Below are 12,804 nucleotides of genomic sequence, written 5' to 3'. Positions count from 1 at the left end.
CGCTAAAACGCAACTTCAAAAAACATTAAATTGTCTAGGGAATTGTTAAAGGAGTACCAAGAAATATAGGTGATTTTTCTTGATATATGAAAAAAGGAAACGGTCCAATAAAATAAGGTGAACAGCCTAAATCAAACCAACCTCCTCTCCGACAAATGCGGAAGAAAATAGCTGTTGATGCAGTTCCATCACCTTCATTAATATCCCACACAGCTTGTTTAAAACCCTTACCAAAAGGATGCCTTCCGGTTGGTTCTTTTCCACCATTAAGATTGCCTAATATCCCAAAACCACCCTTTACTTGTTGAAACTTACCACTCATCCATTGACTACCTGTGATTCCACCTGCACCTGATAATTCTATGTGAGCGCAGTTGTTAGTACATGGAACATTAAATCCAACTTGGTCACTACCACTAATCGAACGTTGTCGGTTTGATTCTACTTCCTTTAATGGCAAATCTAATTTACCAATAATACTTCCTTGCGGTACAGGTGCATTGGGAAAATTAGCGAATGTTACCTGATTTAGTCCAGGGATTTTTGATATACTAGTATTCTGCCAATTACTAAACTGTTTAAGAGCAGTTTTTTCTATTCCAGGAATGGAAGTCAGATTATAATCTGATAAATCAATTTCTCCTAACTCTATATCTTTTATCTGTGGGAAATTATTGATAATTTCTCCTATGGTTTGTCCATTAATATTTGCAACACCCAATATCTTTTTAATCAAATCTCGGATAGCTGGTACATTTTCTACATATTCATTAGCTAAACTAGGAATAGCTTTAGTTAATTCAGGAACGGTTTGCCATTTAACAGTATCAAAATCTGATAATTTAGTATTTACCAGAGAAATACCGCTCAATTGACCAATTGTTTGTAAACTAAAATTTTCTAAATTAAATACATTTTCAAAATCTCCTAATTCCATTACTTCATCTAAACTTTGTCCTGCTTGCCAATTTCTGATTGATTTATATCCAGGAAATTCAACATTAGGAAGTTCAACACTACCAGGACTAAAGAAAACAAATGATTTAAATGTAATACTTTGCCAATCAGGAACTGGTGCATTATTTATATATTTACTAGGGATAGTGTTCACTGTTGGTGTAGGAGATGCCGTTGCTGGCTGAATTCCTAAAATATAACTGAGTAAATTATGATGGCGAAAGGATATTAAGCCATGTAATAATAAACTTGTACATAAACCCAAAAACATCCAGTATTTAATATTGAATTTAAAATTCAAATGATTGTTTTTTGTGCTTTTAATGGGTTGTTGATTATTTCGATACTGAGGATTATGCAGCATATTTACACCTTGATTACCTTAATTCTTAGAATGAAAACCTGAAAACCATTGTTTTTTTGAAAGAAGTAAAGTTAAGCATTTATATTTTACAAGCATTCATATATCAGTGATGAGCTAATAGCATCAATGGCAAAGATTGATTAAAGAGTGAGGATTTTAATCTCCTGGTAATTTACACACTTTTTATCTTGTTGTTTGTTTCAATCTTTAAGGCTGATTACTGACAGTTAAATGCTTACCTTTTTGAGCAGGAATACTTGATTTAGTTGATTCAGTTCCTAATTGCAATAAACGCTCAACCAGTTGAGGAGAAACTTTAACACTTTGAGCAGCAGTGGTCAGATTTTTACCTGACTGTAACTCTTGAATTAGTTGTTGTAGTTTCTGCCATAAAGGATTACTAGGAGTTATCCACCGTTTCTCTGCTGCTACCTGTAATCCCTTAGTAATAGTGGCGACAATAATAGAATCTGTGGGTGGTGCTTCTTTGCGAGTGACATCAGGAGTGATAGAGATGGTACTGTAGCGTGGAGTTCCTTTGCTTGTTAGCACCCGAAAGTTGTAAACTTGGCGCGTTCCTGCTGAAGATTGCGTAATTACCGTCAAGTGTGCGCCGTTTTTAGCTGTAGGCATTCCGGGAATATTAACCGGGTTAATTTGTCTAAGGTGAATTAAACCTGCACCTGAGTCCTTACAATTCGACCTATCAGACAAACCTTGCAAGCAACCATCTACATCCATGAGGATGCGGGAAGGATCATCTAACCACACTCGTTGAATAACCTCACCAGTCTCATAAAACGAGACGGATACACCATGTCCCGGCCATACCTCCACAGTTTGCAGCTGGGCTTGAGTTCCAGTGGCTTTACTTTGAGGGATAATGCGGACAGAACTCTTGGTATTAGTTGATTGTGTTCTTGGTGTCGGTAGTGCCTGAGATGGAATATTGATCAAGCAAGAAGTTGTAACAGCTAGAAATAACCAGAAAAACTTGTCCATTTTCATTCTCCAGGAGATACCTTCACCCAATGTGTATTCGGTAGTTAAAGTCGCAAAGAGCGATTTACTTGAACAGTAATTTGGGTATTTTGGCGGATAAACCAAATGTTGGGTCGTTTCATAATTTCTGCGATCGCTTTTTGATTGCGTTCCTCTACTTGCTTGGAAACTGTACCAAACGCTCCTTGAGCAAATGCACCTAATAAAGAGCGATTTCCATTGCGACTGGTTTGGATACTGCTAAACCCACCATTAGATTGAGAAATGCTACTTTGAATATCAGGTTGGTTAATCACCTCCCCCACCTTGGCCAGTCCTGACATCAAACCTAATCCTGCATCCAGGCTTAAAATCTCTTTACCTTTGTCCCGATACTGATTAGCAATTAAAGGTTCTCCCCCTTGACCTTGTATGACAATTGTTCCTGGTCGTAATGTATATTCAGTTCCATCTTTGAGAATGGCAGTAACTACAGCAGTAACTCTCCCAGATGAATCAACTCCTTGAATTTCTGCACTCAAAAGTGTATTAGCAGGAATTGCTTCTTTCCCAATATTGCTCATTAAAGGTTGGGTGAGTTTCACAACAAACTTAGTTTGAATGTGAGAATTATTAGAATTAACATTTGCCGACCAAACGACGGGTGTTTCTAATATGGCAGTAGTGTATTCTCCTACCCTTAAATACTGCTCTTCTCTGCCCTCAATAATAGCTGCTTCTTCTGGAGAATAATTTTTGCTGACACTGAAATTCGTTACCTTATCACTTTTATTTAAACTTTTCGCACTAATTACTGGAGTCCACTTAGCTTTTAGTTCTTCAATTCCCCCGTTGTTATTATCAAAATTACTGTCCAAATCTGATGATGAATTATTAGTAGTAACTGTTTCTAGTGGTTCTATTTGAGAATTGCGGCTATAACTCGACCTACGTCTAGGAGTATAATCAGAAGTGCCAACATTTTGAGTTTGGGTGCTTGCTACCTCCTGTTTCTCATTTGTAATTGCTGCTGCATAATCAATTTGACCACCAGAACCAAGAGAACGTAAATTTGCTAATTCTGCTAATGGATCTGAAGGTTTTGTAGGAGATTTAAACGTGGTTTGTTGTTTGGGTAAAATTGTTGAAGTTGCAACAGTTTGTACTGGGGGTGAAGAGCGTGCCATTGGCACTTCTCTGACAGGTCTTTCCGTTCTTATAGGTCTTCTAGGTTGTTGTTCCCTAGTGACTGTTGATGATGTTTCCCTGCTGACAGATTTATTAGGAATAGTTTTAGTTCTGGGCAGGTTTTCAACTGTCTGCTTATCCTGTTTTTCAACTGGTGATTCCTGTTTAATTCTATTTTGTTCTTTAAACGCTTCCAGTTCTTCTGCTTGTTTTTGTAATGCTAATTTGGCATAAATATCACCATCTTGTTTGGGAACTTCTTCTTCAGGAGGAGAGGTAGCAGCAACTTCTGGTGTTTGTTCTTTCTTAGTTACTTTCCCATTCATCATGGGATTGAGGAACATAAAAATTAGTATAAATCCTACTCCAAATCCTCCTCCAACTACTATTGTGCGTGACCAGGGAGAATTTACAAGTGAATGTTGTGTTTCTACTAATTCCAATTCATCTGCTAATTCCACATCTGCTTCACTAATAATATTTTGATTCTCAGTACCAGCAAGATTATTTTCAGAGTTATCTTCGGCGAAATTGAGTAAATTATCTATCTTATTAGATTCAGTTCTGTTCTCTAAATTTGTTTTCATAAATACCCCTATTGTATTTACAGTAAATAACCAGAAATCTCAATTTTTATGGATTAGATCAAAAGTATCTTATTAATTCAATAACACTCAAATCTTCAGATTGATTAATGCCTAATTTTTGATGATACTTTTTTCATAAACATAACTCCTATAAAATTACTCAACCGATAAGTTCTGATTTTTTATTCATACATCAACACAGTATTGTATCAATCAACTTTAAATTTACATCCCCTTATCTTAGGTATTACAGAAGATTTCATCTAAATTCAATGAAGTACACCTGTTGCGAGCAAGATGCCTACCCCCTAAGAGTTTTATTATTCATTGTATGTAAAAAATGACTTGTGCTTTAAAATAAACATAAATTAACTCCCTTTGATTTATGACTTATGAATCTTGCCGTGATTTACAAAATATAAATCTATAAAAATCTTATGAAATGATATTTTGTCATTAAGATTTTTATTTTCAATCAACCACTACCAATAAAGTAAATATCTGTTATGTGAGATTAATTCTGAATTCTTTACTCCTTAATATAGTTCAAATAAGGCTTTTTATCTTTTCTCTTTTTCTCTCTCTCCAGCTTTCCTTGTCTCAGTTCTTACCTAAATTTAAATCTGTGATTTCAATAATTTCTAAACCTGACCTGCGAACCGAATAAATTTTCTGAGCAATCTCTGTTGTTTCTGGAGGTTTTTGAGGACTTTGTATAGCTTGAACTGTCACAGTTTTATTAAAAGCTATTCCATTACCAGCATTATCCTCCTTACTAAAAGTCACCAAAGTAGCAATCACATCTACTTGCCATTTTCCTTTACCTATCTTGCGTGGTTCACTAACATATCTTGGTACTAGAGAACTTTGTAAACCACCTTGAAAGACACTTGGTGGTGTGAGTTCTGCTAATCTTTTCAGAAAACTGGCTCGAAAGTCTTGTTCTTCACTTAATGCAAAAGCAGCTTCCCAAGCTTTTGTAGTAACTCTTGCAGTCCCTTTTGTAACTTTTATATTAGTGCCATTATCTTGTTGAGTAATAATTTCTCCATTTTTAGTTGATTTGATTAATCCATCCCAATTGAACAATTTTACTAAGGTATCAACCACAAATTTTTTAATCACTTCTGCTGAACGGTCATCAGGTTCGAGTGCTTTCACATTGATTGTATTCCCATCAGCAATCTGGACTAAAGATGGTGGTTCTTTACGAGCTAAAGTTGAAGTTGCACCATAATTGAGCATTTGTAATAGGAAGGATAAAGAACTAAAAATTAGCGAGATGATAGCAACAATAGCAATGGGATTAGATACCGATTGTCCAGAACTTAAAAACTGTAATGCTTCCCTTTTAGGAACTTTGGATTTAGTGTGATTTAGCATAATTTCTCAAAATTGATAAAGTTCTGATTGATAAACTTTTTATTTGCGAATCATCGCTGTTATTCGTGACACACTGGCAGAAAGAGCAATATTACCTGCTGAGATAGCACCACTAGCTAACCATTGAGCGCCATTATTAAGCTGAGTTAGCACTGCTAGACCACCTCCAGCAGCAATTCCTGTAGCTAAAAATGGGGCAACTAAACCAATAAATGCCAAAAAAATCATCGGTTGACTAGCTTTGGCTGTAGCAATTAATTGTCCAGCTAAACCTAAAATAATATTGAAAGAAAGTTTAGCAAGACCAACAGTAAAAAACCCTGTTAACCAACCAAAAATTGCTTTATTACCAATTGGCATTAAAGAACCTCCAACTGCCAAAGGAGCTATCAATGCAGTTAGAAGTAATGCTAGTTCTAATCCCCATTGGTAAGCATTATTTAGTGCTAATAATAAACTGGTAATAAAAGTGGTAACAACTGCACCAATTGCCGCACTAGAAGCCGCAGACAATTTACTGGTAATACTTCCCACTAAACCATCACCTTCAGCTTCCGAAGCTGCTTGGTTGATTTTGTCCAAACCTTGAGTTACCCAACTACCTGCTGCTCCTAAATAGCTACCACCTTCTGCATCTTTAAAAATGTCAGGAAATTTAGCTTCTAAATCGGCTTTTGCTTGTTTGAGACACTGTATTTCTTCTTCATTTGATAATTGAGAAGAACGACATTCTTGAATAGCATTACCTACGGCTGTTTCTAATGCCGCTTGTCCTAGTGCTTGTTGGTAAGCGGATCTCAAATCAGCATCGGCTGCGGTGTACTCTAATATATAGTTATTGACACTGTTAATATATTCCCTCAATGCCAAAGTGCTATTCGCTAGTAGAGAACCATTATTAGCAAGAAGAACAGTGACAATTAAAGGCCAAATTAATTCACTAAATGCCCTTTGTTCTTCGTCATTAATCATTTGCTTACCCCATTGCACCATGAATAATGTGAGGGTAGCAACTGCAAATAATACTCCAACTTTACACAGCGAAGCATATAGTCCACCTGTAAGAGTTTGTTGCCATAGATCATTAAAACCTTCTGCTACCAAGCTGGCACCAGCAGACGCATTTTCGATTAAATCTCCTGCACCGAAGTTATTTGCTGCTAGTATTGTTTGACCAAGCATAATGTTATTCCTGGTAGAATAGAAGTGAAAAAAGAGTTAATCCAATACAGTTTGGATAAGGTTAATGATTGACATTGTTCTCAACAAAGGAATGTAATAATCAATTGTTCATGATTTGAAAAATTGGGATTTTTAGTTAATCGAACCGTATTGAGAGTTAATCAAAATGTCTTTAGACCTGAGAGTGTCAATTTCAACCTGATTTGAAAATCTATTTTCATCCCTCCTGGTGTACGCAGTTCATGATGGCTACTTATTGACATAAGCAGGGTCTAATCTACTCCAACCAGTTAACTCTAAATATTGACTAGTCATACCAGTAGATAAAACTCTTCTAGCTCGATTTTGTTCTGATTGACTTTCAGCAATTTGATTGAGCATGAGGTTAGTTTGTTGGGCATCATGTCGTGCTTGTAAACCATCAGTACGTACCTGTCCTAACATGGAGACAATTTGAGAATTTTGAGCAGCGATCGCTTTGAGGACATCTTGTGAAGCATCCATATTTTGAGCATCTTCAGCTAACTGCTGTGCTTGTCCAACAGTTTTGTTGGTAGCATCAATTTCAGATTGAGTCCGCTGCTGTCCTTCTTTCCCTAAAACACTAGCTACCGTAGCGCGGGTACTATCTCTTTCTAGTTGTTTCCCGGCTTCCACCGCACCAATAATAGTGCTACTTTCTGCTGCTATTCCTCCTTTTTCTTGCAACTTATCAGCTAATTTTTGACTAGCTGCTGTAGGGTCTGGTATCCCCATATTTCCCTTAGATTCTTCAATTGCTGCTTGAGCATCTTTTTGGAGATTTCCCCAACTTTTATCTACTTCTTCTTTTAGTTGATTAGCTACCTCGTTAAAATAGCCGTTTATGTATCCAAACGTTTGATTGAAGAAGTTGTCAAGTTCTCCTCCCAAGTCAATGGCAAAGGCATTACTTGGTACAGTTATTGCTGCTAATATAAAACCTGATACAATAGCAGTTGAAATTAACTTTTTCTTGTTACTTTTCATGATATTTCACCTGTTGAGTAATTTAATAAATGAATGATATGCCTAGAATATTAGACCTTGTGTTTTAATAATTAAAAAATTGTATTAGCATAATTCACAACACCAAAAATAACGAAAGATGGTATGGTTTTTAAAGTAGAGTGATTATTACAATCACATTCCTATAAGTAGTCGGACAAAATTAAATTCACTTATTGAAAAAGGAAACAGAAAAATCAGTTGATTACTTATAGCAATCCTATTTGATTTGAGAACTTATCAGTGATAGCGTAGCGTGATGTAAGTCATGGGGAGGGAACAGAAAGAGATAAAAAGAGATGTAACCCACTAGCCTAAGAAAGGCTATATACCAATTTTATGTGAGGCTGAACAAAATCCTGAAATCCATTGATTGACCCATCTTTATCTGCGTTTATCTGCGTTTATCTGCGGTCAATTATTCTTGATATTTCGTTCTATGCATCTTCATATTAATTTGGTATTAAACCCTAATTTCTCCGTGTCCTCTGTGCCTCCGTGGTATGTCTATGGCTCCTGCGTCGCCACGCAAGCTATCGACTTCCGTAAGGGAAGGGATACGTTCCTAATTGACTTGTGCGTAAGTCCTAATACCATTTCTTTATGAGGTATAAATTTCCTTTATGCCACTATTTTCAATGGTTTATCAGACTTAGTTTCTGAAATATGAATTTGTTTTGATTTCAGTTTCACCTCTTCTAAAATTTCATTAGCCTCCTCAGTAAGTTCTTCACCTCTAATCATTTTGATGTACACTTCAGAAAATCTGACTATTCCCGTAATAGGATCATCTTTATATTTCCTGAGATATAATGTTCTGAGTTCCTGTTCTTGGGGATTATTAGCAACAGCAGCTAAAAGGCAATAAGCAGGATAATAACGGCAGAATGTAAATTTCCCATTATCATCTAATAGCCATTGTGAATAAATACTTTCCTTCTTGGGAAAGAATGACTCGGTACTATTACGAGAAATAATATCTGTTGGATATTGAAAATATTTGATAAATGACTCTATCGCACTACTTTGAATCCGACCAATCAGCCGAGTTGTCAGGTTAGCAAAGATTTTGGCAGATGATTTACTTTGATAGATAGTATCTGGCTCTTGTGCTGATAAAATTACACGAATTCCAGCTTTAGCACCATTAGCACATAATCTACCAATTAATTCCGCAATTGCTTCAAATTGAAACAATATTGGTGCTTCATCTAAAAAGAAAATTGAAGCCTTAGAACTCAGAGCGCGACGCAAAGCCGCAGCATAAGCACTTAATGATAAAATAGCTGCATCTGCCTCAGAAGAAAGAGAACGCAATGCAAATACTAACAACTTAGCATCAGTACGAAAACTGGAGGGTTTGCTAATAGATTGACCAACTCTACTGTTGAGCCAAAATTTTAATCGCAACCTAATTTGGTCTAGTGCTTTTAATTGCTCCTCACTATTACTAGCAATTGAATCTAGTTTAATATAACCTGGAGAGCAATAGTTATAGAAGTCATTGAGTGTCGGTGTATCATTCCATTCTTCCGTCCCTAAACCTTTTTCTAATGCCAATTTATAGCGTAATTTGATGTCATCATCGGCAAAGAAAGTTTCAATTGCTAAGGTGATGATACTTTCAATATTACTCACCATCGTAGCATCAACACCAACAGAATTAGTACCTATGACCATTGTGATGATTGTAGATTTAAGAAAATCTTTAAAATCTGTTAATCGCTCTTTTCTTAACTCTGCTTCTAACCCCCTCAAATCTGGTAATTCAAACAGGTTATTTGTCTCACGACTAATATCAAAATATGCCCCATCTTCCCCCATAAAATTAGTATAATCAGTAAAAGTGCTACTACCATCTGGCTTGGGATAATCAAGGGCAACAACGGGAATATCTTGAGCTAAAGCCGGGGTAAGTAAACCAGCTACTAATACCGATTTACCAGCACGAGTTGTCCCAAATACTGCTAAATTCTTGTGGTGGTTGTATAAATCTAAATGAATAGGAGTACCACCTTCATCAGCAATTAATTCAAACCCTGTTTTATCTCCAGTTGCAGTTTTAATTACTGGCATTAGTCCGGGGACTTCACTGCTAAAATAAGGCAACCGGCGATTAAATGGTTTAGTTAGCAAGTTTTGCCAAACAATCGGTAAACATTGTAACCATACTTTCCAGGCATATTCCATTTCTCGTACCACAACAGCCGGACGGAGAAAACAGCTAGAAACATAACGGCAAGCTTCATCTAGTTTTTGACGTGAGGGACGGTGTACCAGAAAGACTACGGCGGTATTAATCGGCACTGCACCTTTATAAATGGTTTCTTGTGCAGCGATCGCTTCTTCCATGTTCAAATTGGCTTTTACATCCACACTGTTTTTATCAGCAGACATGGCAGAGGAAACGATAGATTGCTTAGTCAGACGTTGCAGTGCTGTTTTAGCTAATCCCTCATTAGCTCTTGTTAATTGACAAATGATTTCTGTATCAGAAACCTTATCTCTAGCAATTAGTTCCCACAAATAGCGCAATTGAGCATATTCATCCACCCAACCAATTGGTTTTTCTGTGAATGTTAATGCCCCGATATAATGGTCTTGTAAATTTACCCAAGCTCTATCCAAAAAAGGAACTGATGCTTCTCTTTCTAAAATTAAGTGACGGATATGGAAGTCGCTGTTTTGTTCTTCCCGCAATCCATCATCATCCAAAGTCAGCAAGTGCGGAATATTTGGAGGGTTGCTGGTATTAAATTGTCCCCAAATTACTCCCCACAGTTCCTGAGAACCCAAGGGTTTGATATTCAACCCCATTTTATTATTCAGGGTTTGTTCCCATAGCTGAAAGCCAGATGTAAAGCTATTTTTGAGAATTGATTCAATACGTTGATGTCGCACTTCGTGAATTTGTCCAGTAAATTTATGCCAACTTTCTTTAGCTTGGAGAATGAATTTCTCTACAAAGTCCGCTGTTTCAATATTTTCAGCAACAGTGTAGGTACAGTAAATTCTCAAAAATTTGTTTTTGCGACTGCCTTGATTTGTTAAATCTCTAATTCGTAACCTTTCTGACCGAATTAATAGCATCAGTTCATTACTGCGACAATTTTCTTCTAATGCTTTTAGTTCCTGTTGACGGTTATGGTCATCGGTAAATGAACCCAGATGAAAGGTTAAAGTTTCACCATAAGGTATTTCTTTCAGTCCTGCTTCTATACCTGCAAAAATTGGTAAAATTTGACTTTCTGGCAGTGAGGAGTGGATACCTTGGCAATCAAAGCAGAATTTAATTTGGATATCGTCTTTACGCTTGAGGATAATTGCTCCAACATCTTTTCTGCCGGCTATGGAGATATTAGTGATTGCTGCAATATGGGTTAAGTCTTCAAAAGGAGTCAGGCGTTTGGCTACAGAAATCTCTTGGGCAGAGATATTTTTATTTCCTACCTTATCTTTAGATATTTTCCCTTTCGCTGAAGAATTCATTGCCATGATTTCGGTACTCAAATAATGTAGTTTTTTCTGACTTTGACCAATTTAAAAAGGATGCAAGCCTCGAAATTTCGATAGTTTCAGATTCTAACTTACCCCGCATCGGGAGCAACGACTTTTGATTTTTTACCTAACCTATGGTTAGCACTATTTGGAATTTGGCACGACCATCTGTTTTGCTGTTGATGTTAGTATTTTTGGTTCTTGAATCAGGGAATAAAAGCGTTTATATCCTCTAGTAACTCTGGGTACTGTGAGAAACTTTGATAACCAGGTTTTATTACTGGTAAGAGTCCACCAAGTTCCCCACCCCCAAGCGATAACTAATCCAGTCACTAACCAAGAAGCTTGAAGACTTTGTTTGCAGATTAAGTATGTAATCAGTGCAATAGCTGTCCAAGGAAAAACTTGATCTGCTGGAAATGGTCCAATTCTCGGCTGTTCCCCCAAAATTCGATTGACTGTTCTAAATTCTTTGCGCTTCATTATCTCTATTAGTTATCTGAGGTTTTTGAAGATGTAAATTTAACCTAAACTGCTATTATCAGACTGAGAGAAAAGCTGAAATTTTGTCCGTTGTATTGTCGAAAAATAGTTAATTTATCCAAGAGTGATAGAAGTTGTTGAGAAACGAGCGCTCGTTATGCAGAAAAATTCAAGGATCAGGAGTCAAAATTAAAACTGTCTTATTGTCTGGCTTTTAACTTAGATTCTGTACCTCACTTATCTGAAATCTGCTGTAAATCTCTAAAAGCTACTCTTTAAGAAAGAGTTCAACCCCTCTTTCTCTGAGCTATTTAAGCCGCATTACCAGTAATCAAACCAGTGAGAATATCCCCAACTACAATAGTAACACTGATGATTAAAGGAGTTCTCGCTAAATTCTGCCAATCTTCATCATTTCTGGCAGCATTGACAATTCTCACCAGTGAAATACCAAGATACAACAAAAACAATGCTCTTAGAACATTAAAAAATAGTGTAACAGCAGTGGCAGGAATACCTGCAAAAGCTCCTGTCATCCATGTTTGTGCGCCATTAAAAAATTGGGCATTAGCTGATGTTGTGGTGAAATCAAAAGTTAAAATTATACAGATAATGCCAACTAAAATGGCATAAAAGTTGATCCCCCAACGGCGTTGCAATTTTTCAAATTTGGTCAGCAATTTATTTGCTAATTTGGGAAATGCTGCGATGATGGCAGTCAGCAAGATTAAAACAGACATCAGCAGGTGATTAATGGATGTATTTGCCAGCACTAATGCTGTTGCTGCTGCTACCAATAAGAAAATTGAACTTTTTTTATCAACTGGGCGACGTTGGGATGCTATTGGATAAACTTCAATTGCCTGTTGCTTGGGAATTTGGTAATTACTGCAATCAGGACTATTGTGTATTCTCATGTCTCAATCTTTATAATTACTTACGAATAAGCATCATTTTCTACTATCCTGCTTCTCTGAGTCAGCTATCAAATTTCGTAATTGCAGATATAAGATTGTGTCTACTTTTTTTCAACACTTATTTCTAAAACATTGGTATAAAATTTATGACAACATCTATCAATTGATATAATAAATTTAGCGTTGCTGAATTATGCACTCTACATCAGAAATGCGTTAGTGTAGCTCACGGTCTGGT

At 36.5% G+C, this 12,804-nt stretch carries 9 protein-coding genes; all 9 read right to left on the bottom strand.

The annotated features are described in order from the left end of the window. Positions 1-34: 34 nt before the first annotated feature. The 9 genes from ANA7108_RS0125920 to ANA7108_RS0125880 all read right to left on the bottom strand — a co-directional run bounded on the left by ANA7108_RS0125920 (position 35) and on the right by ANA7108_RS0125880 (position 12,566). On the bottom strand, positions 35-1,321 hold the full coding sequence (locus tag ANA7108_RS0125920; RefSeq protein WP_016953748.1) for a hypothetical protein: 1,287 nt from the start codon (positions 1,319-1,321) through the stop codon (positions 35-37). A 207-nt stretch (positions 1,322-1,528) separates the two neighbouring features. Next, the gene (locus tag ANA7108_RS0125915; RefSeq protein WP_016953747.1) at positions 1,529-2,323 is read right to left on the bottom strand and encodes a hypothetical protein; all 795 of its coding nucleotides are present in this window, start codon (positions 2,321-2,323) and stop codon (positions 1,529-1,531) included. Between the two features lie 44 nt (positions 2,324-2,367). Then, positions 2,368-4,077, bottom strand: a complete 1,710-nt coding sequence (locus ANA7108_RS0125910) for a TrbI/VirB10 family protein (protein WP_016953746.1) — start codon at positions 4,075-4,077, stop codon at positions 2,368-2,370. A gap of 600 nt (positions 4,078-4,677) precedes the next feature. Next, positions 4,678-5,460 (bottom strand): hypothetical protein, encoded by a 783-nt coding sequence (locus ANA7108_RS0125905; protein ID WP_016953745.1) that lies wholly within the window; start codon positions 5,458-5,460, stop codon positions 4,678-4,680. Positions 5,461-5,499: 39 nt separating this feature from the next. Further along, positions 5,500-6,642 (bottom strand): hypothetical protein, encoded by a 1,143-nt coding sequence (locus ANA7108_RS0125900; protein ID WP_016953744.1) that lies wholly within the window; start codon positions 6,640-6,642, stop codon positions 5,500-5,502. Positions 6,643-6,891: 249 nt separating this feature from the next. Then, on the bottom strand, positions 6,892-7,650 hold the full coding sequence (locus tag ANA7108_RS0125895) for a hypothetical protein (protein ID WP_016953743.1): 759 nt from the start codon (positions 7,648-7,650) through the stop codon (positions 6,892-6,894). A gap of 639 nt (positions 7,651-8,289) precedes the next feature. After that, complete coding sequence (locus tag ANA7108_RS0125890; RefSeq protein ID WP_026104461.1) at positions 8,290-11,157, bottom strand: hypothetical protein; 2,868 nt, start codon at positions 11,155-11,157, stop codon at positions 8,290-8,292. 153 nt (positions 11,158-11,310) lie between these two features. After that, positions 11,311-11,649: a hypothetical protein gene (locus ANA7108_RS0125885; protein WP_016953741.1), complete on the bottom strand. Its 339-nt coding sequence runs from the start codon at positions 11,647-11,649 to the stop codon at positions 11,311-11,313. 311 nt (positions 11,650-11,960) lie between these two features. Further along, positions 11,961-12,566 (bottom strand): hypothetical protein, encoded by a 606-nt coding sequence (locus ANA7108_RS0125880; RefSeq protein WP_016953740.1) that lies wholly within the window; start codon positions 12,564-12,566, stop codon positions 11,961-11,963. Positions 12,567-12,804 lie beyond the last annotated feature (238 nt).

Origin of the sequence: Anabaena sp. PCC 7108, from assembly GCF_000332135.1 — a bacterium.
GTDB lineage: Bacteria > Cyanobacteriota > Cyanobacteriia > Cyanobacteriales > Nostocaceae > Anabaena.
The sequence above is the reverse complement of the archived record's forward strand: the minus strand, read 5'-3'. Positions and strand labels throughout refer to the sequence as shown.

Coding starts and splice junctions, on each gene's coding strand:
- ANA7108_RS0125920 (WP_016953748.1), bottom strand. CDS start 1,321: ATGCTGCATAATCCTCAGTATCGAAATAATCAACAACCCATTAAAAGC.
- ANA7108_RS0125915 (WP_016953747.1), bottom strand. CDS start 2,323: ATGGACAAGTTTTTCTGGTTATTTCTAGCTGTTACAACTTCTTGCTTG.
- ANA7108_RS0125910 (WP_016953746.1), bottom strand. CDS start 4,077: ATGAAAACAAATTTAGAGAACAGAACTGAATCTAATAAGATAGATAAT.
- ANA7108_RS0125905 (WP_016953745.1), bottom strand. CDS start 5,460: ATGCTAAATCACACTAAATCCAAAGTTCCTAAAAGGGAAGCATTACAG.
- ANA7108_RS0125900 (WP_016953744.1), bottom strand. CDS start 6,642: ATGCTTGGTCAAACAATACTAGCAGCAAATAACTTCGGTGCAGGAGAT.
- ANA7108_RS0125895 (WP_016953743.1), bottom strand. CDS start 7,650: ATGAAAAGTAACAAGAAAAAGTTAATTTCAACTGCTATTGTATCAGGT.
- ANA7108_RS0125890 (WP_026104461.1), bottom strand. CDS start 11,157: ATGAATTCTTCAGCGAAAGGGAAAATATCTAAAGATAAGGTAGGAAAT.
- ANA7108_RS0125885 (WP_016953741.1), bottom strand. CDS start 11,649: ATGAAGCGCAAAGAATTTAGAACAGTCAATCGAATTTTGGGGGAACAG.
- ANA7108_RS0125880 (WP_016953740.1), bottom strand. CDS start 12,566: ATGAGAATACACAATAGTCCTGATTGCAGTAATTACCAAATTCCCAAG.